This window comes from Citrobacter sp. 506, from assembly GCF_050434985.1.
Taxonomy (GTDB): Bacteria; Pseudomonadota; Gammaproteobacteria; order Enterobacterales; family Enterobacteriaceae; genus Citrobacter; species Citrobacter braakii.
On the sequence record NZ_JBNDJN010000006.1, the window covers coordinates 103657 to 129047 of the forward strand.

Annotated in this window: 24 protein-coding genes and 1 CRISPR repeat array (1 of these 25 running past the window's edge); of the genes, 12 read left to right on the forward strand and 12 right to left on the reverse strand. The window is 51.2% G+C overall.

Annotated elements, in window-relative coordinates:
- A CRISPR array of direct repeats spans nt 1-1342; the repeat unit is 29 nt; unit sequence GTGTTCCCCGCGCCAGCGGGGATAAACCG (it extends 1925 nt beyond the left edge of the window).
- Nucleotides 1343-1376: 34 nt separating this feature from the next.
- Nucleotides 1377-2423, reverse strand: a complete 1047-nt coding sequence (locus ABIE10_RS20215) for an aminopeptidase (RefSeq protein WP_019077559.1) — start codon at nt 2421-2423, stop codon at nt 1377-1379.
- 254 nt (nt 2424-2677) lie between these two features.
- Here ABIE10_RS20215 and cysD point away from each other — a divergent pair, with 254 nt between their 5' ends.
- From cysD to ABIE10_RS20265, 10 genes are all read left to right on the forward strand, one after another.
- On the forward strand, nt 2678-3586 hold the full coding sequence (gene cysD, locus ABIE10_RS20220; RefSeq protein ID WP_003034152.1) for a sulfate adenylyltransferase subunit CysD: 909 nt from the start codon (nt 2678-2680) through the stop codon (nt 3584-3586).
- Nucleotides 3587-3595: 9 nt separating this feature from the next.
- Nucleotides 3596-5023, forward strand: a complete 1428-nt coding sequence (gene cysN / locus ABIE10_RS20225; RefSeq protein WP_016154213.1) for a sulfate adenylyltransferase subunit CysN — start codon at nt 3596-3598, stop codon at nt 5021-5023.
- Nucleotides 5023-5628 (forward strand): adenylyl-sulfate kinase, encoded by a 606-nt coding sequence (gene cysC, locus ABIE10_RS20230; RefSeq protein ID WP_019077557.1) that lies wholly within the window; start codon nt 5023-5025, stop codon nt 5626-5628. The genes cysN and cysC overlap by 1 nt, the downstream gene beginning before the upstream one ends.
- Before the next feature lie 47 nt (nt 5629-5675).
- Entirely contained in the window at nt 5676-5999 is a 324-nt protein-coding gene (locus ABIE10_RS20235; RefSeq protein WP_016154211.1) for a DUF3561 family protein, read from the forward strand.
- A gap of 215 nt (nt 6000-6214) precedes the next feature.
- Nucleotides 6215-6526 (forward strand): cell division protein FtsB, encoded by a 312-nt coding sequence (ftsB, locus tag ABIE10_RS20240; RefSeq protein WP_003034163.1) that lies wholly within the window; start codon nt 6215-6217, stop codon nt 6524-6526.
- Between the two features lie 18 nt (nt 6527-6544).
- Nucleotides 6545-7255, forward strand: coding sequence for a 2-C-methyl-D-erythritol 4-phosphate cytidylyltransferase (gene ispD, locus ABIE10_RS20245; RefSeq protein ID WP_046274807.1), 711 nt, complete (start codon nt 6545-6547; stop codon nt 7253-7255).
- The gene (gene ispF, locus ABIE10_RS20250) at nt 7255-7734 is read left to right on the forward strand and encodes a 2-C-methyl-D-erythritol 2,4-cyclodiphosphate synthase (RefSeq protein WP_016154209.1); all 480 of its coding nucleotides are present in this window, start codon (nt 7255-7257) and stop codon (nt 7732-7734) included. Before ispD ends, ispF begins: the two co-directional genes overlap by 1 nt.
- Nucleotides 7731-8780 (forward strand): tRNA pseudouridine(13) synthase TruD, encoded by a 1050-nt coding sequence (gene truD / locus ABIE10_RS20255; protein ID WP_047499410.1) that lies wholly within the window; start codon nt 7731-7733, stop codon nt 8778-8780. The genes ispF and truD overlap by 4 nt, the downstream gene beginning before the upstream one ends.
- Nucleotides 8761-9522, forward strand: a complete 762-nt coding sequence (gene surE, locus ABIE10_RS20260; protein WP_047499412.1) for a 5'/3'-nucleotidase SurE — start codon at nt 8761-8763, stop codon at nt 9520-9522. Before truD ends, surE begins: the two co-directional genes overlap by 20 nt.
- The gene (locus ABIE10_RS20265) at nt 9516-10142 is read left to right on the forward strand and encodes a protein-L-isoaspartate(D-aspartate) O-methyltransferase (RefSeq protein WP_003034172.1); all 627 of its coding nucleotides are present in this window, start codon (nt 9516-9518) and stop codon (nt 10140-10142) included. The genes surE and ABIE10_RS20265 overlap by 7 nt, the downstream gene beginning before the upstream one ends.
- Before the next feature lie 32 nt (nt 10143-10174).
- Here the strand turns inward: ABIE10_RS20265 and ABIE10_RS20270 are convergent, their stop codons facing one another.
- Nucleotides 10175-10402 carry a hypothetical protein gene (locus ABIE10_RS20270; protein ID WP_223307949.1) on the reverse strand — a complete coding sequence of 76 codons (228 nt, stop codon included), beginning with the start codon at nt 10400-10402 and terminating at the stop codon, nt 10175-10177.
- Here ABIE10_RS20270 and nlpD point away from each other — a divergent pair.
- Nucleotides 10305-11387 carry a murein hydrolase activator NlpD gene (gene nlpD, locus ABIE10_RS20275; protein ID WP_429156870.1) on the forward strand — a complete coding sequence of 361 codons (1083 nt, stop codon included), beginning with the start codon at nt 10305-10307 and terminating at the stop codon, nt 11385-11387. The genes ABIE10_RS20270 and nlpD overlap by 98 nt on opposite strands.
- A gap of 62 nt (nt 11388-11449) precedes the next feature.
- The gene (rpoS, locus tag ABIE10_RS20280; protein ID WP_000081498.1) at nt 11450-12442 is read left to right on the forward strand and encodes an RNA polymerase sigma factor RpoS; all 993 of its coding nucleotides are present in this window, start codon (nt 11450-11452) and stop codon (nt 12440-12442) included.
- A gap of 79 nt (nt 12443-12521) precedes the next feature.
- On the opposite strand, the gene mutS is transcribed toward rpoS, so the two are convergent.
- The 10 genes from mutS to ABIE10_RS20330 form a co-directional block, all read right to left on the reverse strand.
- Entirely contained in the window at nt 12522-15083 is a 2562-nt protein-coding gene (mutS, locus tag ABIE10_RS20285; protein WP_047499414.1) for a DNA mismatch repair protein MutS, read from the reverse strand.
- 409 nt (nt 15084-15492) lie between these two features.
- Nucleotides 15493-16098, reverse strand: coding sequence for a hypothetical protein (locus ABIE10_RS20290; RefSeq protein WP_181633315.1), 606 nt, complete (start codon nt 16096-16098; stop codon nt 15493-15495).
- 136 nt (nt 16099-16234) lie between these two features.
- Nucleotides 16235-16825: a Crp/Fnr family transcriptional regulator gene (locus tag ABIE10_RS20295; protein ID WP_233626864.1), complete on the reverse strand. Its 591-nt coding sequence runs from the start codon at nt 16823-16825 to the stop codon at nt 16235-16237.
- A gap of 108 nt (nt 16826-16933) precedes the next feature.
- A complete protein-coding gene (locus ABIE10_RS20300) occupies nt 16934-17407 on the reverse strand; it encodes a hypothetical protein (RefSeq protein ID WP_047414279.1) in 474 nt (157 codons plus the stop codon).
- A complete protein-coding gene (locus ABIE10_RS20305; RefSeq protein WP_049282621.1) occupies nt 17404-18180 on the reverse strand; it encodes a winged helix-turn-helix domain-containing protein in 777 nt (258 codons plus the stop codon). The genes ABIE10_RS20300 and ABIE10_RS20305 overlap by 4 nt, the downstream gene beginning before the upstream one ends.
- Nucleotides 18181-18249: 69 nt before the next feature.
- Entirely contained in the window at nt 18250-19437 is a 1188-nt protein-coding gene (locus ABIE10_RS20310; RefSeq protein WP_049282622.1) for an HD-GYP domain-containing protein, read from the reverse strand.
- Between the two features lie 68 nt (nt 19438-19505).
- A complete protein-coding gene (locus tag ABIE10_RS20315) occupies nt 19506-20684 on the reverse strand; it encodes a fimbrial protein (RefSeq protein ID WP_103766744.1) in 1179 nt (392 codons plus the stop codon).
- Nucleotides 20685-20713: 29 nt separating this feature from the next.
- The gene (locus tag ABIE10_RS20320) at nt 20714-23218 is read right to left on the reverse strand and encodes a fimbria/pilus outer membrane usher protein (protein WP_200083923.1); all 2505 of its coding nucleotides are present in this window, start codon (nt 23216-23218) and stop codon (nt 20714-20716) included.
- A 33-nt stretch (nt 23219-23251) separates the two neighbouring features.
- Nucleotides 23252-23917: a fimbrial biogenesis chaperone gene (locus ABIE10_RS20325; RefSeq protein WP_249742571.1), complete on the reverse strand. Its 666-nt coding sequence runs from the start codon at nt 23915-23917 to the stop codon at nt 23252-23254.
- A gap of 83 nt (nt 23918-24000) precedes the next feature.
- Nucleotides 24001-24561, reverse strand: coding sequence for a fimbrial protein (locus ABIE10_RS20330; RefSeq protein ID WP_047414269.1), 561 nt, complete (start codon nt 24559-24561; stop codon nt 24001-24003).
- Nucleotides 24562-25391 lie beyond the last annotated feature (830 nt).

The following is a 25391-nucleotide window of genomic DNA, read 5'->3' on the forward strand; positions in this document are numbered from 1 at the left end:
TCATGGGAATGGGAGACACGGCGGCAGAGTGTTCCCCGCGCCAGCGGGGATAAACCGGTAGCGTTTGGCTTTATCTTCCAGCGTGGTTTGGTGTTCCCCGCGCCAGCGGGGATAAACCGCCTGTTTTAACGCGTCTGTATCAAGTTGTTCGCGTGTTCCCCGCGCCAGCGGGGATAAACCGGATTATCGCGGTTTGTTGAAATCAACGGGCAAGTGTTCCCCGCGCCAGCGGGGATAAACCTGACAACGCCCCGCGCATTCGAGTTAACTGCGCGTGTTCCCCGCGCCAGCGGGGATAAACCGATGCCTGCGCGGATATTCGCACGGAACATAGCGTGTTCCCCGCGCCAGCGGGGATAAACCGGGCAGCGGGTAGCGTTGGAGAATTGCGCCCGTGTGTTCCCCGCGCCAGCGGGGATAAACCGCGACATCCGGACGGGTGCTGAACTCTGACGAAGTGTTCCCCGCGCCAGCGGGGATAAACCGCACCGCGTGTCCGTTGCAATGATTCTGGAATCGTGTTCCCCGCGCCAGCGGGGATAAACCGCCCCACATGGGCTCACTGCGGCTATTAAACACGTGTTCCCCGCGCCAGCGGGGATAAACCGCAATCCGCGCCGCTGGCATTGGCGTGAAGGGGGTGTTCCCCGCGCCAGCGGGGATAAACCGTCGGCGGCTATACGATACGTGAGGCGGGAATAGTGTTCCCCGCGCCAGCGGGGATAAACCGAACAGAAAAACGAGGGCGACACAACAACCAAAGTGTTCCCCGCGCCAGCGGGGATAAACCGTCGTGACAAAACCGACTATTCAGCAATTGGGGGTGTTCCCCGCGCCAGCGGGGATAAACCGCTGCTGAATTCGATTGCGAGATTGATAGTAATGTGTTCCCCGCGCCAGCGGGGATAAACCGTGATCGAGGCGATGAAGGCCTATGGCGGGATCGTGTTCCCCGCGCCAGCGGGGATAAACCGGCCATTGGAAACAGTATGGCGGTACCGGTTATGTGTTCCCCGCGCCAGCGGGGATAAACCAGGAATGTCAGATGAACAAGCAGTGAAAACTGCGTGTTCCCCGCGCCAGCGGGGATAAACCGTCAGACTGAATTCTTAATGCGGTTCCTTCGCCGTGTTCCCCGCGCCAGCGGGGATAAACCGCAGGGCAACGTTGTCATCGATGAAGCTGCGTTCGTGTTCCCCGCGCCAGCGGGGATAAACCGGCAGATTTAACTGGGCGGCGATTTCTTTCGGGGGTGTTCCCCGCGCCAGCGGGGATAAACCGATCGCGCCGTTACAATGTTAATCTCGATTGGTGTCTTCCCCGCGCCAGCGGGGATAATCCACTTTGAAAGCAGAAATATTATGGAGCTGGATGGGTTACGAGGATTTACCCGCCTTTGCCAGTTCTTTTACCAGCGGGAGCATAATGCGTACCACGTCGCGGCTACGGTGCTCTATCCTGCCCGGTAAGGCTTTATCGATATGCTGCTGGTTATCCAGTCGCACATCGTGCCAGCTGTTGCCTGCCGGGAACGAGGCGCTTTTGGCGCGCTGTTGATAGCCATCTTTCTTGCCCAGACTCCAGTTGGTTGCTTCAACGGAGAGCACGGCAATGCCCGCGTCGTCGAAGACCTCTGCATCGTTACAACATCCAGTACCTTTCGGATAGTTTTTGTTCAGTCCCGGATTGGTGCTGGCTACGATACCGCGGCTGTGCGCGATGGCCAGCGCCCGGTCGCGCGTCAATTTTCGCACCGCTTCCGGGGTTTTCTTACCGCTATTGAAATAGAGCTTATCGCCGACGATCAGGTTATCGAGGTTGATAACCAGCAGCGTATTTTTCTTCTCGGCGGCGCTCATTCGCTTCAGGATGTTCTCCGCGCCCAGTTTGCCTTCTTCCTCGCCGCTGGTGGCGATAAATCGAATGCCGTACTGCGTCGGCACGTCTTTGAGTTTTTCCGCCAGTTCCAGCATCACGCCAAGTCCTGCGGCGTTGTCATCAATACCTTGCAGGGTCAATCCACCCAGATTGGCATCGGAATCGGCGTCGCTCTGTGCGGCGTAGGTGTCGAGGTGCGCCATGATAATAATCTGCTGTGGCGCTTTACCCTCATGTGCGGCAATAACGGTACTCCCCGTGACGTTATGCCAGTTTTTACGGTTATTTTTGGCGGTATAAACATAACGGCTATTAAACGTTCGAATATCACTGCTGTAGCCCATCTGCTGAAATTGCTGGCGAATATAATCAGCAGACAACATTTCTGCCGGAGAGCCGGTTACGCGGCCTGGGAAAAACGTTGCGATATATCGAGCCTGGGTATTTGCGATATCTCCAGGTTTGGAAGATGTTGCCTGTGCGGGAAGGATAAAGCACGCGCCGAGCGCCAGGATTGCAAGAAGGGGGCGCGTTGCGGAAAACATAATGAGTCCTTAAATACCAAGCAGAAATTTTTAGCCGCTAGTATGAAACCGTGATCGAGGTAAAACAATTTCATTTGCTCCTAAATGCCCTAAATTCGGTAGCTTAAGCACTTTTTGATATTTGCTTTTCCGGATCGTTATTCCTTTGAGGAACTACTCATTCCAATTCGTAATTTCATTCGCCCTCTTGCCCTCCCTATAGTCAGGTTATCTGAGCATCGTTAGCAAAATAACGGCATTACATAGGAACGGTTATGGATCAAAAACGACTTACCCACCTGCGGCAACTGGAAGCGGAAAGCATCCATATTATTCGTGAGGTGGCCGCCGAGTTTTCGAATCCGGTGATGATGTATTCCATCGGCAAAGATTCCAGCGTAATGCTGCATCTGGCGCGCAAAGCGTTTTATCCTGGCACGTTGCCGTTCCCTCTGCTGCACGTTGATACCGGCTGGAAATTCAGCGAGATGTACGAGTTTCGTGACCGCACGGCGAAAGCCTACGGTTGTGAACTGCTGGTGCATAAAAACCCGGAAGGGGTGGCGATGGGCATCAACCCGTTTGTTCACGGTAGCGCCAAGCATACCGATATTATGAAAACCGAAGGGTTGAAGCAGGCGTTGAACAAATACGGTTTCGACGCCGCGTTCGGTGGCGCTCGTCGTGACGAAGAGAAATCGCGTGCCAAGGAGCGCATTTATTCTTTCCGCGATCGTTTTCATCGCTGGGACCCTAAAAATCAGCGTCCGGAACTGTGGCATAACTACAACGGACAGATTAACAAAGGCGAAAGCATTCGCGTATTCCCGCTCTCCAACTGGACTGAACAGGATATCTGGCAGTACATCTGGCTGGAAAATATCGACATCGTGCCGCTGTACCTGGCGGCGGAGCGTCCGGTGCTGGAACGCGACGGCATGCTGATGATGATTGATGACGACAGAATCGATCTGCAACCGGGCGAAGTGATTAAAAAACGTATGGTGCGTTTCCGTACGCTCGGCTGCTGGCCGTTAACAGGCGCGGTGGAGTCGAATGCGCAGACTCTGCCGGAAATTATCGAAGAGATGCTGGTCTCAACCACCAGTGAACGTCAGGGCCGCGTGATTGACCGCGACCAGGCGGGCTCCATGGAGCTGAAGAAACGTCAGGGGTATTTCTAAGGAGCCGCCATGAACACGACACTTGCACAACAAATTGCTAATGAAGGCGGCGTTGAAGCCTGGATGGTCGCCCAGCAACACAAAAGCCTGCTGCGTTTTTTAACCTGCGGTAGCGTGGATGATGGGAAAAGCACCCTGATTGGTCGCCTGCTGCACGACACGCGTCAGATTTATGAAGACCAGCTTTCATCGCTGCACAACGACAGTAAACGTCACGGTACTCAGGGCGAAAAGCTCGATCTGGCGTTATTGGTTGACGGCTTGCAAGCCGAGCGCGAGCAGGGCATCACCATCGACGTGGCTTACCGTTATTTCTCTACCGAGAAGCGTAAATTTATTATTGCGGATACTCCCGGCCATGAGCAGTACACTCGCAACATGGCGACCGGTGCGTCGACCTGCGACCTGGCGATCCTGCTGATCGATGCGCGTAAAGGCGTGCTGGATCAGACCCGTCGTCACAGCTTTATCTCCACGCTACTTGGGATCAAACACCTGGTGGTGGCGATCAACAAAATGGATCTGGTGAACTTTAGCGAAGAGACATTTAACCGCATTCGCGAAGACTATCTTACTTTTGCTGAACAGTTGCCGGGCAACCTGGATATCCGGTTTGTGCCGCTCTCTGCGCTGGAAGGCGACAACGTGGCTTCACAAAGCGCCAGCATGTCGTGGTACAGCGGTCCGACGCTACTGGAAGTACTGGAAACCGTTGAGATCCAACGCATAGTTGATACTCAGCCGATGCGCTTCCCGGTGCAGTATGTGAACCGACCGAATCTGGATTTTCGTGGTTATGCCGGGACGCTGGCCTCCGGTAGTGTGAAGGTAGGGCAACGCGTCAAAGTACTGCCATCCGGCGTTGAGTCGAGCGTGGCGCGGATCGTAACCTTTGATGGTGATTTACAGGAAGCACATGCGGGTGAAGCGATCACCTTGGTATTGAAAGATGAGATCGATATCAGCCGGGGCGACCTGCTACTTGATGCCGGTGAAGCGTTACCTGCGGTACAAAGCGCTGCCGTTGATGTGGTGTGGATGGCGGAACAACCGTTGTCGCCTGGGCAGAGCTACGACATCAAAGTCGCCGGTAAGAAGACCCGCGCACGCGTTGATAACGTGCAGTACCAGATTGATATTAATAACCTGACCCAACGTGATGTTGAAGCGTTGCCGCTAAACGGCATCGGTCTGGTTAATCTGACCTTTGATGAGCCGCTGGTGCTGGATACCTATCAGCAGAACCCGGTTACGGGCGGGCTGATTATCATTGACCGCCTGACCAACGTTACCGTTGGCGCGGGGCTGGTACGTGAGCCAATCGTCCAGGAGCACACCGCGGCTTCTCAGTTCAGCGCGTTTGAGCTGGAGCTTAATGCGTTGGTGCGTCGCCATTTCCCGCACTGGGGCGCGCGCGATCTGCTGGGAGGAAAATAATGGCGCTGCATGACGAAAACGTCGTCTGGCATGCCCATCCTGTTACACCGCAACAGCGGGAACAACGCCACGGTCATCGTGGTGTTGTGCTGTGGTTTACCGGGCTGTCTGGTTCCGGTAAATCCACGGTAGCAGGGGCGCTGGAAGAGGCGTTGCACAAGCTGGGAGTGAGTACCTATTTGTTGGATGGCGATAACGTGCGCCACGGCCTGTGCAGCGATCTTGGGTTTAGCGATGCCGATCGTAAGGAGAATATTCGTCGGGTTGGCGAGGTGGCTAACCTGATGGTGGACGCGGGCCTTGTGGTGTTGACCGCCTTTATCTCTCCGCATCGCGCCGAACGCAAAATGGTCCGTGAACGCGTTGGCGAAGGGCGTTTTATTGAGGTTTTTGTCGATACGCCGCTGGCAACGTGCGAATTACGCGATCCAAAAGGGCTGTATAAAAAAGCGCGGGCGGGTGAGTTGCGCAATTTCACCGGAATTGATTCGGTATACGAAGCGCCTGAATCGCCAGAGATTCACCTTGATGGTGAACAATTGGTAACAAATTTGGTACCCCAATTATTAGACCTGCTGAGGCAGGAAGATATTATCAGATCCTGAGACACCCGAGCTTGTATGCCCGGTCAGTCACGGTCACAGGATTAGATATGCGTAACAGCCATAACATTACTATTACAGAGTCAGATACCTTCGCCGCCGACGATGAAACCACCTGGTCACTACCGGGTGCCGTGGTCGGTTTTATCGCGTGGCTGTTGGCGCTGGGGATTCCGTTTCTGATTTATGGCCCTAACACACTCTTTTTCTTCATTTATACCTGGCCCTTTTTCCTCGCATTGCTGCCCGTGGCGATTGTCGCGGGTATTGCGCTGCACTCCCTATTGAAGGGGCTGTTGCTGCTGAGCATTACCTGCACCCTACTGGTGGTTGGGGCGATGTTTGGCGCGCTATTTCTGTGGTTGTTGGGTTAGGCAAACGCCTTTTTTTAACAATCGCTGATGTTGTTCACTCTCTGGTCATAATTCAAACCGTAACCAACAATGAGATTATGTTCTCCTTACACGGGGTATACGTAACAACGGGCAAATGTGGTACATTTGCCCGCGTTGTCGCGGCATTCCCGACCGTTGATGTAAAGTTGTCTGCGGAAGTTATGGGATGTTAATGCCGTTTTTCAGGGGGCAGGATGGGTAAACTAACGCTGCTGTTGCTGGCTTTATTGGTCTGGCTGCAGTATTCGCTGTGGTTCGGTAAGAACGGCATACATGACTATAGTCGCGTCAACGATGATGTTGCTGCGCAGCAAGCTACGAACGCGAAACTTAAAGCACGTAACGATCAGCTCTTTGCCGAAATTGACGATCTCAATGGCGGACAAGAGGCTATTGAGGAGCGCGCGCGCAACGAACTCAGCATGACTAAGCCGGGCGAAACCTTTTATCGTCTGGTGCCTGACGCGTCTAAACGCGCTCAGACTGCAGGGCAAAACAATCGATAAACCGTCCAGGGATTTAACATGGCAGCCACTTTATTGGACGTTTGCGCCGTGGTGCCGGCTGCCGGGTTTGGCCGCCGAATGCAAACAGAGTGTCCTAAGCAGTACCTCTCTATTGGCAATAAAACCATTCTTGAACACTCGGTTGATGCGCTGCTGGCTCATCCCCGGGTGACGCGAGTCGTTATCGCTATCAGCCCAGGCGACAGCCGCTTTGCCCAACTTCCACTTGCCGCGCATCCGCAAATTACCGTAGTGGATGGCGGCAACGAGCGTGCCGATTCTGTCCTTGCCGGTTTGCAAGCCGCAGGTGAGGCCAGTTGGGTACTGGTGCATGACGCCGCGCGTCCGTGTCTGCACCAGGATGATTTAGCCCGTTTGCTGGCAATCAGTGAGACCAGCCGCACCGGCGGGATCCTGGCGGCACCAGTACGCGACACGATGAAGCGCGCGGAGCCGGGCCGAACAGACATTGCCCATACGGTCGATCGCACCGATTTATGGCACGCGTTGACGCCGCAGTTTTTCCCTCGCGAGCTGTTGCACGACTGCCTGACCCGTGCGCTCCTCGAAGGCGCAACCATTACGGATGAGGCCTCGGCGCTGGAATATTGCGGCTTACATCCTCAGCTCGTTGAAGGACGGGCTGATAATATTAAAGTAACGCGTCCAGAGGATTTGGCGTTGGCCGAATTTTATCTGACCCGGACTACCCACCAGGAGAAGACATAATGCGAATTGGACACGGTTTCGACGTACACGCTTTTGGCGGAGAAGGCCCAATTATCATTGGTGGTGTGCGCATCCCGTATGAAAAAGGATTGCTGGCGCATTCTGATGGCGATGTGGCGTTACACGCGCTAACCGATGCTCTGCTGGGCGCGGCTGCGCTGGGGGATATCGGTAAACTCTTCCCTGACACCGACCCGACCTTTAAAGGTGCCGATAGTCGTGAATTATTGCGAGAAGCCTGGCGGCGTATTCAGGCCAAAGGCTATACGCTTGGTAATGTGGATGTGACAATTATTGCTCAGGCGCCGAAGATGCTGCCGCACATTCCGCAAATGCGCGTGTTTATTGCCGAAGATCTCGGCTGCCATATGGATGATGTTAACGTGAAAGCGACCACCACGGAAAAACTCGGTTTTACCGGGCGTGGGGAAGGGATTGCCTGTGAAGCGGTGGCGTTACTCATTAAGGCACCGAAATGACTGTGTTTGACGATCTGACGTATCTCCATGGCAAACCACTGGGCCATGGCGTCCTGAAAGCGAATCCGGAAGACTTTGTTGTCGTCGAAGATTTAGGCTTCGAACCGGATGGCGAAGGCGAGCATGTTTTGGTGCGCATCCTGAAAAACGGTTGTAACACCCGTTTTGTGGCTGACGCGCTGGCGAAATTCCTGAAAATTCACGCCCGTGAAGTGAGCTTTGCCGGGCAGAAAGATAAGCATGCGGTCACGGAACAGTGGCTGTGCGCGCGTGTACCGGGCAATGCAATGCCTGATCTAAGCAAATTTGAGCTCGAAGGCTGTAAAGTTCTGGAGTACGCGCGCCACAAGCGTAAGCTGCGTTTAGGGGCGCTGAAAGGCAACGAATTTACGCTGGTGTTGCGTGAAGTGAGCGAGCGAAATGACGTTGAAGCGCGTTTGCAGGCGATTAGCGAACGCGGCGTACCGAACTATTTTGGCGCTCAGCGTTTTGGTATCGGCGGTAGCAACCTGCAAGGGGCGCTGCGCTGGGCACAAAGCGATGCGCCGGTGCGCGATCGCAATAAACGCAGTTTTTGGTTGTCGGCGGCCCGTAGCGCGTTGTTTAATCAGATAGTCAGTGAACGCTTGAAAAAAACAGACTTTAATCAAGTTGTTGACGGCGATGCGCTACAATTATCCGGACGCGGAAGCTGGTTTGTCGCCACACAGGAAGAACACACAGAATTACAGCGTCGCGTCGATGAGAAAGAATTGATGATCACAGCGGCATTACCGGGCAGCGGTGAGTGGGGAACTCAGCGCGACGCACTGGCGTTTGAAAAAGCCGCTGTTGCTGATGAAACCGTGCTGCAAGCTCTGTTATTGCGCGAGAAAGTCGACGCGTCGCGTCGCGCTATGTTGCTGTATCCACAACAATTAAGCTGGAACTGGTGGGATGACGTAACCGTCGAGTTACGCTTCTGGCTACCGGCAGGTAGCTTCGCCACCAGTGTTGTAAGGGAACTTATTAACACAATGGGTGATTATGCGTATATTGCTGAGTAACGATGATGGGGTCCACGCACCCGGTATACAAACGCTGGCGAAAGCGCTGCGTGAGTTTGCTGACGTACAGGTGGTTGCCCCGGATCGTAACCGCAGTGGCGCGTCTAACTCGCTGACGCTGGAATCCTCACTTCGCACCTTTACCTATGATAACGGCGATATCGCCGTACAAATGGGTACGCCCACCGACTGCGTCTATCTGGGCGTGAACGCATTAATGCGTCCGCGTCCGGACATTGTCGTTTCTGGTATCAACGCGGGTCCTAATCTGGGTGATGATGTTATCTATTCCGGTACCGTTGCGGCGGCAATGGAAGGCCGTCATCTGGGATTCCCGGCGCTGGCTGTCTCACTTGATGGCCATAAATACTACGATACTGCTGCCGCAGTAACCTGTCGTATCTTACGGGCGCTGAGTCGTGAACCGCTGCGCACCGGTCGCATTTTGAATATCAACGTGCCGGATTTACCGCTGGATCAGATTAAAGGTATTCGCGTCACGCGCTGCGGCAGTCGCCATCCGGCGGATCAGGTTATTCCACAGCAGGACCCACGCGGTAATACGCTGTACTGGATCGGGCCACCGGGCGAAAAGTGCGACGCCGGGCCGGATACGGATTTTGCCGCCGTCGATGAAGGCTATGTTTCTATCACGCCGCTGCATGTCGATTTAACCGCATACGGCGCGCATGAAGTGGTTTCTGACTGGTTAGACAGCGTGGGAGTCGACACGCAATGGTAAGCAGACGCGTACACACTCTTCTTGAACAATTACGTGCGCAGGGCATCAGAGATGAGCTTGTCCTCGATGCGCTCGCCGCCGTGCCGCGTGAAAAATTCATTGATGAGGCGTTTGAACATAAGGCCTGGGACAATATTGCCCTGCCGATTGGTCAGGGGCAGACGATTTCGCAGCCCTATATGGTTGCGCGAATGACCGAACTGCTTGAGCTAACGCCGCAGTCTCGAGTGCTGGAAATTGGTACTGGCTCTGGCTACCAGACGGCGATTCTGGCGCACCTGGTGCATCATGTGTGCTCCGTTGAGCGCATTAAAGGTTTGCAATGGCAGGCGCGTCGCCGCCTGAAGCAGCTTGATTTACATAATGTTTCGACCCGTCATGGTGATGGATGGCAAGGCTGGCAGGCGCGAGCTCCGTTTGACGCTATCATTGTAACGGCAGCGCCGCCCGAGATCCCGACCGCATTGATGATGCAACTGGATGAGGGCGGCATTCTCGTCTTACCCGTGGGCGATGAGCACCAGTTTCTGAAGCGGGTGCGTCGTCGGGGAGGCGAATTTATTATCGATACCGTGGAGGCCGTACGTTTCGTTCCCTTAGTAAAAGGGGAGCTTGCGTAGATAGCGCTGCTGAATACCTGGAGTTTTCCTGGTTATTCTCGAAAGAGTAAGCGTATTGTGACGGGGCCTTGCACGGTGATTACGTCACTGGTTTTAACCAATTTTCCTGGGGGATAAATGAGCGCGGGAAGCCACAAATTTACCGTTCGCCGCATTGCGGCATTGTCACTGGTTTCACTATGGTTGGCAGGTTGTTCAAACACCTCGAATCCACCAGCGCCGGTCAGCTCGGTTAACGGTAGTGCATCAACGAACACCAGTTCTGGCATGCTGATTACGCCTCCACCTAAAATGGGCTCGACGTCGACAGTACAGCAGACGCCACAGATCCAGTCGGTGCAGCAACCAACCACACAGCCAACGCAAATCCAGCCTGTTGCTCAACAGCCTGTGCAGATGGAAAACGGTCGTATTGTATACAATCGTAAGTATGGGAATATTCCGAAAGGTAGCTACACGGGCGGCAGTACCTATACTGTTAAGAAAGGCGATACCCTTTTCTATATTGCCTGGATCACCGGGAACGATTTCCGTGACCTCGCACAACGCAATAACGTTCCGGCCCCGTATGGCCTGAATGTCGGTCAAACTCTGCAAGTGGGCAACGCGTCTGGCGTACCGATTACTGGTGGCAATGCCATCACCCAGGCGGATGCAGCACAGCAAGGAGTTGTGACCAACCCTGCACAAAATTCCACCGTTGCTGTTGCTTCGAAACCAACAATTACGTATTCTGAGGATTCAGGTGAACAAAGTGCTAACAAAATGTTGCCGAACAACAAGCCTGCTGGGACTGTGGTCACAGCGCCTGTAACGGCTCCAGCAGTAAGCACAACCGAATCAACTGCAAGCTCAACGTCGACTAGCTCGCCAATCTCTACCTGGCGCTGGCCGACTGACGGCAAAGTGATCGAAAACTTTGCGGCTACCGAAGGTGGCAATAAAGGGATCGACATTGCAGGCAGCAAAGGACAGGCTATTGTCGCGACCGCAGATGGACGCGTCGTCTATGCCGGTAATGCGCTGCGTGGTTACGGTAATCTTATTATCATCAAACATAACGATGATTACCTGAGCGCCTACGCCCATAACGATACAATGCTGGTCCGGGAACAACAAGAAATCAAGGCGGGGCAGAAAATAGCTACCATGGGTAGCACCGGAACCAGTTCAACACGCTTGCATTTTGAAATTCGTTACAAGGGGAAATCCGTAAACCCGCTGCGCTATTTACCGCAGCGATAATTAGGCGGAACCAGGCTTTCACGTGCTAGTTCCGTTAGGGATCACGGGTAGGAGCCACCTTTATGAGTCAGAATACGCTGAAAGTTCATGATTTAAATGAAGATGCGGAATTTGATGAGAACGGAGTAGAGGCTTTTGATGAAAAAGCCTTGAGTGAAGAGGAACCCAGTGATAACGACCTGGCTGAAGAAGAGCTGTTATCGCAGGGGGCCACACAGCGTGTGTTGGACGCGACTCAGCTTTACCTTGGTGAGATTGGTTATTCACCACTGTTAACAGCCGAAGAAGAAGTTTATTTTGCGCGTCGCGCACTGCGTGGAGATGTCGCATCTCGCCGTCGCATGATTGAAAGTAACCTGCGTCTGGTGGTGAAAATTGCTCGTCGTTATGGCAATCGTGGTCTGGCATTGCTGGACCTGATTGAAGAGGGCAATTTAGGGCTTATCCGTGCCGTCGAGAAGTTTGACCCGGAACGTGGGTTCCGCTTCTCAACATACGCAACCTGGTGGATCCGCCAGACGATCGAACGGGCGATTATGAACCAAACCCGTACGATCCGACTGCCGATTCACATTGTAAAAGAGCTGAACGTCTATCTGCGTACCGCGCGTGAGTTGTCGCATAAACTGGACCACGAACCGAGTGCAGAAGAGATTGCTGAACAACTGGATAAACCGGTTGATGACGTCAGCCGTATGCTCCGACTCAACGAGCGTATTACCTCGGTAGACACCCCGCTGGGTGGCGATTCCGAAAAAGCGTTGCTGGATATTCTGGCCGATGAAAAGGAAAACGGTCCGGAAGACACCACGCAAGACGATGATATGAAACAGAGCATCGTCAAATGGCTGTTCGAACTGAACGCCAAACAGCGTGAAGTGCTGGCACGTCGTTTTGGTCTGCTGGGGTACGAAGCTGCGACACTGGAAGATGTGGGCCGTGAAATTGGTCTCACTCGTGAACGTGTTCGCCAGATTCAGGTTGAAGGTCTGCGTCGTCTGCGTGAAATTCTGCAGACTCAGGGACTGAATATCGAAGCGCTTTTCCGCGAGTAAGCACAAGTTCTATCAAGAAAGGCCAGTCTCATTGGGACTGGCCTTTTTCTTTAGGGCTACCGCTATCGGGTTCTTTTTACTACACCAGACTTTTCAACCGGTAGATCCACTCCAGCGCCTGGCGAGGCGTTAGTGAATCCGGGTCGAGATTTTCCAGCGCATCAACGGCGGGTGACGTTTCTTCCGGTACTGACAGCAGCGACATCTGCGTGCCGTCGACCTGGGTTGCGGCAACATTTGGCGCGATGCTTTCCAGTTCGCGCAGTTTTTGCCGCGCGCGTTTGATCACCTCTTTCGGTACGCCAGCCAGGGCAGCGACTGCCAGACCATAGCTCTTGCTCGCCGCGCCATCCTGCACGCTGTGCATGAAGGCGATGGTATCGCCGTGCTCTAACGCATCCAGATGCACATTAGCGACGCCCTCCATCTTCTCCGGTAACTGCGTCAGTTCGAAGTAGTGGGTCGCAAATAAAGTTAATGCTTTGATTTTATTTGCCAGATTTTCTGCGCATGCCCATGCCAGCGACAGGCCGTCGTAGGTGGAGGTACCGCGTCCAATCTCATCCATCAGCACCAGACTGTTCTCGGTGGCGTTATGCAGAATGTTGGCGGTTTCGGTCATTTCTACCATGAAGGTGGAACGACCTGATGCCAGATCATCCGCCGCGCCCACGCGGGTAAAGATACGATCGATAGGCCCGATCTCGACTTTCTGTGCCGGAACGTAGCTGCCGATATAGGCCAGTAGCGCAATCAACGCAGTCTGGCGCATATAGGTACTTTTACCCCCCATGTTTGGGCCGGTGATGATCAGCATCCGTCGCTGAGGCGAGAGGTTAAGCGGGTTGGCGATAAACGGCTCGGTCAGCACCTGTTCAACCACCGGATGACGTCCCTCGGTAATACGAATGCCGGGTTTATCGGTGAAGATCGGACAGGTGTAATTCAGGGTATAAGCACGCTCCGCGAGGTTGACCAGCACGTCCAACTCCGCCAGCGCGCTGGCGCTCTGTTGCAAATCAGCCAGGTGTGGCAGCAGCATGTCGAACAGTTCGTCATACAACTGTTTTTCCAGCGCCAGCGCTTTGCCTTTTGAGGTCAGAACTTTGTCTTCGTACTCTTTCAGTTCCGGAATAATGTAGCGTTCGGCGTTTTTCAATGTCTGGCGGCGTACGTAGTTAATTGGCGCCAGATGACTTTGCCCACGGCTGATCTGAATGTAGTAGCCGTGCACGGCGTTAAATCCTACTTTCAGCGTGTCCAGACCGGTGCGTTCGCGTTCGCGGATTTCCAGTCTGTCGAGGTAGTCCGTGGCGCCATCAGCCAGCGCTCGCCACTCGTCAAGCTCTTCATTGTAGCCTGGGGCAATGACGCCGCCGTCACGGACGAGCACCGGCGGAGCTTCCACGACGGCACGTTCCAACAGTTCACGCAGCTCAGTAAACTCACCCATTTTCTCGCGCAGCATCTGCACGGGGGCACTGTCTACGTTTTCCAGTTGTGCGCGCAGTTCGGGTAATTGCTGGAAGGCATGACGCATACGGGCCAGATCGCGCGGGCGCGCAGTACGCAGGGCCAGACGCGCCAGAATACGTTCCAGATCGCCTACCTGACGCAGCACGGGTTGTAATTCGCTGGTGGTATCCTGCAGCGCGCCGATAGTCTGTTGGCGCTCGGTGAGGATTTTGGTGTCGCGGACCGGCATATGCAGCCAGCGCTTGAGCATACGGCTACCCATCGGTGTCACGGTGCAGTCGAGTACTGAAGCCAGCGTGTTTTCCACCCCGCCCGCCAGGTTCTGGGTGATTTCCAGATTGCGGCGTGTGGCGGCGTCCATGATGATGCTGTCCTGCTGACGCTCCATGGTGATGGAACGAATATGCGGCAGCGAGGTGCGCTGGGTATCTTTTACGTATTGCAGCAGACAGCCGGCAGCACATAACCCGCGTGGGGCGTTTTCCACGCCAAAGCCAATCAGATCCCGCGTGCCGAACTGCAGATTTAACTGCTGACGGGCGGTATCAATTTCAAATTCCCACAGCGGACGACGACGCAGGCCGCGACGTCCCTCTATCAGCGAGGTTTCGGCAAAATCCTCGGCATACAGCAATTCAGCGGGGTTGGTGCGCTGCAATTCCGCGGCCATGGTTTCGCGGTCAGCGGGTTCACTGACACGAAAACGCCCGGAGCTGATATCCAGCGTAGCGTAGCCGTACCCTTTACTGTCTTGCCAGATGGCGGCCAGCAGGTTGTCCTGGCGTTCCTGCAACAACGCTTCATCACTGATGGTGCCTGGTGTGACAATACGTACCACTTTGCGCTCAACCGGGCCTTTGCTGGTCGCCGGATCGCCAATCTGTTCACAAATAGCAACGGACTCACCCTGATTGACCAGCTTGGCGAGGTAGTTTTCTACCGCATGATGAGGAATGCCTGCCATCGGGATTGGCTCGCCCGCAGATGCGCCGCGTTTGGTCAGGGAGATATCAAGCAGCTGAGAGGCGCGTTTCGCATCGTCATAAAACAGTTCGTAAAAGTCGCCCATGCGGTAAAACAGCAGTATTTCCGGGTGCTGAGCCTTCAGCTTGAGATACTGCTGCATCATGGGGGTATGGGAGTCTAAGTTTTCTATTGTACTCATTGGTTTATGATGTCCATTTTCTTAATTTTTGATGAGTTAGTGATTTTTTGGTTATCATTAAGTTTCACGTTGTCTCATCGAATATCATGAAATCCTACATTTAAAGGTGGGTTAAAGTGTGCCTTGCCAACCTATACCTGGGTAAAATATGGGCATATACAGAGTAACCTACCTTGATGTTCATGACTGCATAAGGTGCATGATAACGGAGTCTTTATGGCAGGAAAACAAGAGGGAAAGCTACTTTCGTTTAAAGCGGTAGAAATGATGAAGCCAGGCGACAAAGATAAGTCCATAAATGACTCTGAGGTGTCTGTTAAATCCGTAGTGATTCAACCTGTACGACAACCGGGGCGATACCTCAGTCCGGAGGCCATTAGACAGGCCTCGTCGTGAGGATCGAATCTGCTTACAGATGTAGGGTCGATCCATTATTCTGGAATACACCGGTATCAGGACGATGTTTCATGCAATTTATCTGCTGGAGTTCCTCAATGGTATATTCGCGGTACAAGAAATACTGGATTTGGGTACCGTATCTGAGGTTCATTTTCTGAGCCAAGGCTGATACCCGCTGATACACTGCTTTCGTTGAGCAGTGCAGAAGTTGGGATGTGGCAGTAATATTTATTTGTCGGCGTAACGCACAGGCTACGGAAATCTCGGTATGGGTAAGGTTACGTAGCTCCCGCAAAGAATCAATTATGGTGAGTATATGATAGACAGTATATCTTCGGCCTTCATTAATATACTGGATAAACTCCGTTACAGAGGCGGTTCTGGAGATACCCTCCAGTGATGAAAGCACCTTTGATAACATTCCACGGCCTTTTACAAAAATGATAGAATAGCTGTCGGTCAGTTCATTGCAAATACGATGTTTAATATCATGTAAGCTGAAGAAAGATTCAATATCAATAATACATAAGTTCTCTTCGCGCAGGCTATCTATTGGCATCAGCCCTCCCGCAGACCGGGTAAAAAAAATATCATCAGAGAATACGACAAACGACATTGGGAAAAACCTTAACTCTTTGTTTTTAAGAAAAATGAGTCCGGTGCTTTCCTCAAAGGGATACACTGGACAATAAATGATTTACGGATTTTTTGAGATGAAACTAAGAAATTACAAGAAGATCCTCATTCAGACGCTATTTTTTGTCTGACATCATTAGCGTTATCTCTTTTTTATTTAGCATGGAAATAATCCCCTGATCCTTCAGGCTATCCAGGGCACGCGACAAGGTGGATATCGAAATGCCCAGAACCTGGGCCAGTTCTTTCTTACTGATCGGTAACTCAAGGTTGAGATGCTCAAAGCCATACTCTTTATAAGTGCGAGACAACAGTTGCAGGAAATATTGAACCTTCTGCAAGGTATCACTTTTGGTCAATACTGAAATAAATTGCTGTTTTTCCTGCGCCGAACGTGACAGGATCCTGACAATAAAATCTGTAAATCCTGGCATCAGCTGGCTCATTTCGTAGAAATGATCGCTTCTCAGTACGCAAACTTCTATTTCCGTTGCGGCTTGAATATCCTGCTGACTGTAACCGATGTGCAGCTCCTCCACGCCCATCACCTGTCCTGGCAAAACGATCCCCATCAGCTGCCCGCGCGTATCGTAAACCTTAGCGGCCCCGCTACGTAGGGCATATAGCGCGTCTATTTTCTCTCCCCGACGATAAATATATTCACCTCTGGCAATCTTCTTTTTTGTCTCCAGATTGCGGATAAACAATGGATCTTTCTGCCTGAACAGATAGGCGGAGCACAGTTCTGCAAAACCGCACTCTTCACAATTGACACAATTATTTCTTTTCATAGTGAATGTATAACACTATCCCTGTTATTGAATCACACAGTTCATTAAGGGTGATAAGGTATTTGCAATCGTAATATAGTTATTGTCTTTTTTGTCTAAGGAGATAACGTATTCCCCTTCCATCCCAAATATTTTTGTTGTCAGCAGGGTAATGTCTTCCGGCACATTATCGTGAGCCATGATATCTTTTGTCGTCGTATTCATACGATACTGGTTGCCGCTGACGTTATGGTAGGTAAATGTTATATAACGCGACAATCGATATTGACGCCCCTGATAGTCAATGTTGCCGGAAAGATTAAATACGCCCGTTTCGTTCTTGTTAAATTCAAACGTGATATTTCCTTTGAATAAGAGAGCGTGATCTGAAGCGTCAACATAGGTGATATTCGCAAAGCAGCGTTTGTCAAAATAAACACCCGATCGCAGGCTTAGTTGCCATGTTAACAGACAAATCAACGCGACCACTGCCAGCACTAAGGTTGTCATCAGCTTCATTTTAATTTCCAGTTAAAAGCATAATAGTTCTCACAATAGACAATTTTTGCTGTTGCCTTATCTGTTGGACAATAAGAGTAGAAAAACCGACCATGACTACCGTAAAGAACACTGGGTTGAAAATAAACCATAATCTGCGCGGGTTTCCGGGCGCACTTTAGCTCAAGTTCAGGCTGTAGCTGACGGATAATATTCATGACCTGAGGGTCAACTTCCTCCGATAAATCTTCATAGGCAGTAAATTTGCAGTTCCCGATTTCACCAATACTGTATTCGGCTGCAAAACGCGGTGAACCCTGTTTCTGGCTGAGTATCCAAAGGTTGGCCAGCAGCAAAAACGCGATAGCCGCAATCAGCCAGAGGTTTTTTTTATCCTTCGTTGCCGCCTTACGCAGGGATACCGGAAGAGGTGTGGTACTCACCATTTCTTCATCATTCTGCAGTTCAACGGCGATTTCCGGTGAGAAGTAAAAGCCCACCTTGGGTACGGCTACAATAATTTCCTCAATGAATATTAAGGATGTTAATGTTTTTCTGAGGATACTAATGTACTGGCTCAGCGATGAACTGGAACCCGGATGGCCCGCTTCCTCCCAGACTTTATCCAGAAGATAATCGCGTTCAAGTACCCGGCCTGGCGACGCAATCAGTAACGAAAGAATACGGTTAGCGGTATTTGTTAGCCTTTTACTTTGCTCGTTTCCGGGTTCCTTGACCACAAGTTCCCCGCTCTCGCTATCGTAAATGACTCTATTGGCTATCAAATATTTCATTCGCGTTTTCTTTCGGTAAATTTATACAATATGCATTCTGCGCGGCTGCGATTTCGGGTTATGCCTGGCTTAGTACATCGCAACCAAAGGTCTGAGCACTGCAATATTATGGCTTAGCAGATCGACAATGTCCCGATCCAGACGAAAATTTGACGCCTCTTCCTCGAGAATAATCAATGCTTTTTCGCTGGACATCCCCTGACGATAGGGGCGGTTCTCGGTCATCGCGGTGAAAACATCAGCCACAGCAATAATACGCGAAGGGATATCCAGCGCAGCCGCACCCAGACGAAAAGGGTAGCCGCTGCCGTCGAGGCGTTCATGATGTCTTGCCGCCCAGTGTACGATTTCACCCAGCTCTTCAATGGGATGTAGCATCTCCAGCGTCTTATAGCTGTGGCGCTTCATTTGCGCATACTCGTCCGGCTCCAGCTTTCCCTGCTTCTCGAGGATTTCCAGTGGAATACCCAGCTTGCCAATATCGTGCAGGTACCCCGCGATGCGGATTTTATCCTGGGTGTAGCGATCGCAGCCGTACAGCTCCGCAAGCTTCGCCGCCACGTGAGCCACGCTGGTACTGTGAGTCTGCGTAAAGCTGCTGTATTTATCGACGATATTCGAAATCAGCAGGCAGACCTCCAGAAAATCATGGTGATCCAGCACCACATCATTGAGCGGGCTGATAACACGCAGCACCTGTTGTAATGAGGGCGAACTCAGGCGAAACCAGAAACCATCCTCATGGCTGGCATCCTGTAGCGCCTCGACCAGGCACGATGGCCATAGTGGGCTACTGGCCAGAAAACCGGAAACAATATTATGCCGTTGGGCCACATAGTCACCTTCAATCCCGCGCAGCCACAGCTCAAACTCATCGGCCAGATGCACCAGATGCCAGGTATTTAGCATTGTATTCTGCGTGTAACCCAAGGCATCCGCGTGGCGCGTTTCAAGAATTGCGGTCACTGGCTGTAAAAAACGTACGCCGGACATCATTGAGGCGCCAAGCCGTCCATGCTCTTCAATAAAGGCTTTACCATGGGCGCCACTGAAGGGATGCACTTTGCTCACCGCCCCGATATTGTGCAACATACCCGCAAGCCAGGCGTTATTGATGGCTGCACTGTCAAAACCGGCTCGATTCCCGAGATACCAGCAAATGAGACCCGTGCGTTGCAAATGATGCACCAGTTCAGGAGAAAGCGGGTGCATAATGCTGTGCAGAAGATCAAGCACGGTTTGAACAGATATTTTCATAAAATCCTTTAAGAGAATTAAATTAAAAACTTACTGTAGCCCGTCTGGGCCACAGTAAAATAGGGGGGTTAATCGTAGCCAAACATTATCTGCGCAGTCGCCACCACGCTACCGGTTGATAATGCTGATGCGTTATAAACTTTGTAATAAGCATGAAGATAAATGTATTGCGTATTGCTTATATCATCATCTTTAGCGATATCTAATATTTGTGAGGCATGTTCCATATTATTGCTACTGGATATTTGCACCTCATCATAGTCACCCATAAACATCCGGCTACGAATGGCAATACCTACCCCTCCCGCCGTGGTTTCATCGTTGACCATTATCTGGTAGCTGGTATCCGAACTGACTAAATCATTGCTGGATAACCAGGCCTTAACATTGCGGGTAGACGTTTTAATTCCGGCCAGGTTGCCGCACTTCAGCGGGATCGTGAAATCGGCACCATCTGCCTTTCCATTTTTTTTCAGGACGCTAAACGGAGCGGGGGGTAATTTCACGCTCATGTCCCGCGTCATATTGCAGGTTGTTTCTTTTGGCTCAAACTGAATCGTCAGCTTCTCATAAGCAATAAAATAATCGGTATTCCAGCTTTTGCGTGCGGTTTCAGACATCATATTGGACCAGGCGCGATAAGCATATGTTTTGCTGGAAAGGAACGGTGAGCTGGAGCCGCTTCCGGTACCGCTCATCACCGCAGGTATGACCGACAGTGCGCCGCTGGTTGTGGTTTTGGTATAGCTTTCCATGCCCACAGGCGGAGCCGACATTAATTCTGCTCGCAGCGTATATTGTGTCTGATATGACAGAGAGTGAATGCCCACGATACCGCTGACAGTCACTTTGGTATCGCCACTAATGGTGGACGTTAATTTTATCCAGTAGCTACTTTCACCATCCGCACTGTTGAAATTCAAATAAACAGGAGAACCGTTGAAACCGGTAAAATAATATAAGTGGTCTTGCGCCAGACCACCGATCCCAATATTCCCGTAAGTACAGGTCATACTACCCGACCAACTGGTGGTATAGGAATATTCAACGACGTTTGAATTCACGAAAGCCGATGAAAGATTTAGCGACTTATCCGATTCTGCGACGCTGGTAAAAAGTATACCGGAATTACGGCAGGTATCGCCTGTTACACCGCGAGACTGAGCCTGCGACTGTGCTTGTGCAGATAATATTGGGATTGCGGTCAGTATTATGGCCGTAACCATAAAATAAAATAATTTTTTCATGATTGATTCTGTTAGCTGAGTAAACTGAGTTAGCGACAAATATTTTCAGCATGCTCTGCAGGCTGGGAAATAGTGCAGAATTTTTTAGTCTTACCTTTGCTGATATTCACCTTCAGGCTGGCGGGAAGCGTCTCTGACTTAATAAAAATCTGACTCCCCTGTGCGACATAGCCGACTTCTTCATTCCCGGCACCGCTGACAACCGCGCCAAACGGCAACTGACCCCCTTCAGCGGTTTGCACATCAAAAGTGAAGAGTCTGCGCGTGTCAGTTTTGTACTTCAGCCAGCTGATACTGCCTTCGTACGGCGCCACATTGAGTAAATTACCTTCAAGGTCGACGTCGCTTTTTTGGGTTCCATCCTGCTCCAGATGGAAATTATTCTGTCGGTACGGTGTCGCGCTGGTGATGAGGGCGATACCTTTGCTGTTGGTGTGTGCGGAGGTATCGCCGTTAACGACCGCGTTCACCACTCCTGGCGCTTCAATAATGACAAAATTACGTCCGTTATGAGGAGACGCCAGCAGCCCACCCTTCCATGCCAGCAGATTGCCGCTGGCACCCAGGCTTAGCTGGCGATATTCACGGGCCAGCGTCGCGCCGCTGTTCATGCTGGTATAGTCATTTTTCCAGCTGGTGTAGAGATCGGCTGCTCGCGAATCGTTGTCACTGTCGTGGCTCAGCATCAGGCTGTAGTCAACATCATGCATATTCCCGCTCATGCTGACGTCAGAAGAGGAATATTTGCCGTTCTGCACGCTGGCATGAGAAGACAGGCTGCCGCCGCTGCCGAATATCGACATCGGTATCGTGACAGAAAAATAGAGGTTGTTTTCCGTCTTACCGCGTGAACGCAACGCGCTCACCAGGTCGCCTTCATAATTGGTTTCATAGTCGTAATAGGACTGCGTAACCTCCGAGCGGCGCAGCGAAACCGAGTAGTTGACGCCGTGACTGGCATTGCTCCAGGTCAGGTTGTACTGACGGCTACTTTTCTGACCGCGCCAGTAATCGCGCCAGTAGGCTGAAAGCGACAGTCTTCCAAATTGTTCCCCCAGCGGCTGATTAATATTGGCGCTAAAGGCTTGTTTGCTGTTGATCGTTGAGGTGCCCGTTCCGCCATAATCCTTAATATTGGATTTGGTCAGGATATAATCGCTAAAAGAAGCGTAATCCTGAGTACGGTAATAATACGAAGCCAGCGAAATATTGGTGCGGGTCGGGAAGTATTTACTCCAGGACAGCGCGTATTTTTCTCCGTGGCGACGGCTATCGCCAGGCAGACGATACTGCGACTCCTCCACGGAAGCCGAGAGTGACCCAGCGTAGGGGATGGAAACCGCTCCTCCCAGAAGCAGAGACTGATAATTCTGGCTCCAGATCCCGCCCGCTGACGCGGTGAGGTAGTTATTCACCCCACGTGAATAGCTCACCTGGGTAAAATGGCTGCTATCGTCGACGTTGCGCATGTCCACCGCCCCGACGTTAATCTGATAGTCGCTGCTGCCGGGGCGCTGCATATCCGGGATCGAGGAGAATGGCACAATGAAGTGCTCAATGTTGCCGCCAGTGTTTTTTACCTCGACGGATAAATCGCTGCGTGAGCCGGTAGGCATCAGATCGCGGATGGCAAAGGGACCTGGCGGGACATTGATCTGGTGGATGATATGACCATCCTGGGAGATACTGACCACCGCTGAACTGGTTGCAACACCTTCGATCACTGGCATATAAACGTTTTCGCTGTCCGGTAACATCTGACGACTTTTATTCAGTGTCACCCCACGAAAACGGACCGTGTCAAAATAATCCGACGTCGTATAGCTTCGACCAATGCGCAGTACCGAATCGATTGCCGCAATTGGTTTTTCAACAAAACGCGTGGTATTTATCCAGCTACCTTTGTTCATTGCGCTGTAGCGCATCCACGATGAGCTATCGAGAAAATGCCAGCCATACATGTTTAGTCCGCTGTTCAGCGATAAATACAGATTATCGCTGTCACTATAGCCATTCTGCAGGCCGTGAAAATTGTAATAGTTGAAATTGTAATTGGTATACAGGCCATTAATTCCCTGATCCCATTTTTGCGGTGACACCCAGTTACGGCTATATTCTTTTACGAAAGCCTGAGGTACTTCTAAATCCAGACGCAGTGTGCCGGGTATCAGGGCGCTTTTCCCTCCGTGTAGCAGGGTATTAACGTCGAGCTTTTCAGCGGTGCTTTTATTTACAATATCATCCAGCCCCTGAATATCCAGTAGAGATGCGTCGTCTTTATTAATAAGCAGAGTACCTTTATCGTCATTAGCGACGGAAATATTAAATTTCCCGCGCCAGACGTTATTCACATAAACATCCAAATCATAAGCCCCCGGCGTCATAACCAGCCGAGAATTACTCCAGTCCATATCTGCTGAATTACCTACCAGCAGGCTGCTATTAAAATCCTCCGCCAACGCGCCGTATGAAAATATCGCGAGGCTGACAGAGTGAACTAGCAAACTTATACGAAACAGAGAACTGTTTTTCATCAGAATTGAACCTGGAGTCATTTATCTGGGATATCAGTGGATAGTGCTGAATCTCTTTGCGCCATAATCATCAAGCCATGTTAGGCGATATTGCCCACCGGACTGAATTTTGCTGGATACCAGCGCGCAGCCAAACGGCGGTATAAACGCAGTCTCAGCCAGTAAATTATCTTTTCGGCTTTGCTTTAGCTCGCCCCCCTGCCATGTCACGACCTGAGGGATGGTCATGTAATATGGCGAATTATTCTTCAGGCAAGTTTGACCGCCAGAAGTCGAAACGGTAATTTTCTCCGCCACGCTACTGTCGAGATCGCTCAGTTGATCCGGACGATAGAACAGTTTTATACGATTGCGAATGGCCACTTGTAGGTAGCTATCTCCACTCCCTTCAGGGACGGGAGGGACATCCAGAACGTTAAGCCAGAATACACTTTCGCGGTCTTTTGGCAGCGAATGGGTGTTCATCGCCGAGATTTTCAGAGCCTGTCCGGCGTGTCCGCTCATTTTTACGACCGGAGGCAGCAGAGAAAACGGCACTTTGACTTTCTCCGGCGCGGCGGAAGCATCGCCCTCGTCAATCCAGGACTGCACCAGATGGGTTTGTTCGCTGTCGTTTACCAGTTGCACCGACACAAATTTGGCGCTGGCCGGATAAATAACACGCGTTTCGTTGATCACAACGCTTGCGCTGGCATTCATGGAAATGAACGTAGCCGCAAGAAAAAATATCAGAGTTTTCATAATGTCGTAGAGGAGAGCCGGGGAGACCCCGGCTGAATGAGTTAGTCGTAGCTGAAGGAATAAGTTGCGTCAGTAACTACTTTACCGGTTGTTACGGCCGCGCCACCGTAGTTGTAGTAGTTGGCATACATGGTCAGTGTGACGCCATCTTCGGTGGCAGCGTCAGCGGAACTCAGACCAGTATCGAAAGCGGTATCAAACGGTACGGCAGTGTTACCGTCTTTGGTTAGCGCAATACCCACACCCTCGGCGCCATTGTCGCTGTAGTTTTTCAGGTATTTAGCATCATCCGACAGGTTGCTGCTGCTGAAAGTGATTTTAAGCGTTTTAGCTTCGTCCGATGCCGCAGAGCAGTTTTTCAGATTCATGGTGAAGTCTTTGGCGTTGGTTTTAACTACACCGGCGGTGGTGCCCATATCACCCACAGCAATAGGGGAAAGGTTTACCGTGAAGTCTGAACCGTTATTGGTCACCACGTTACAGGTGGTATCGGACACTGAACCGTTAAAGGTAATAGTGCCACCCGCTACGCCGGTTGATTCAGCTGCAAATGCAGAGCCGGAAACCATCAATGCCGCTACGATGAATGTTTTGTTAAACATTTGTGTATATCCCATTTTCATAATCAAATTTACTTTTGTCAGTAGCGTGAAACTTTTTCCCTGCTCCCTGGTTCGCGCTACATCATCCCTGGCATCTGAACAGATGTTGATGATTCATTTCACCTTCTCTGGAGTGGCGCATTCGGTTGCAGAACAACATTTCGCGTCACGCTGTAAGGTTGGAATATAAGACCATTGTTTGTATATTTGGTAAATGTAAATATCGATTAAATTATTTTTTTAAGATTAAAACGCTATTTTTAATGTTTTTTATAAATTTATATCATGAGCGAGGGGATGAAGAGGCTAGCGTTAAGAAAGTAATTACTGGTTAGATGATGGACAAAAGCTGCAAATGACGTTTTTGCAGAACAGCGGAATAGGCGAATGAATAAATTAATTAACTAATTGTTATCAAAAACTTAATAAAATAAACGTGTTAGATACAATTACTGTGTCGGCCCTGGGCTAAAGTGGACTCCCGGGCAGGGCAATCAATCGGGTTATGAACATGCTCAATACCTGTCTGACCGGATGATTGTGCCGCATTGCAGAATATCAGCTTGGCACACCGTCAAATTTCACCACTAACTCTGCGCCTGAAAAGTCGCCCGAGCTATAAAATCATCGTTGCATCAATATACAACTGTCGGTGACATTTATTACTGGCGGTCAGAGAGGGAAGGGATTATTGGAAAACCAGAAAGTTATAACGCTGGACGAGCAGGGTAACAATGTTCGCATAATCAGCGAGTTATGGTAGTGTAGGTTAGAATAGGGTTTTTATATTATGAGAGAAAATAATCTTTATTAATCAGCATTAACACACC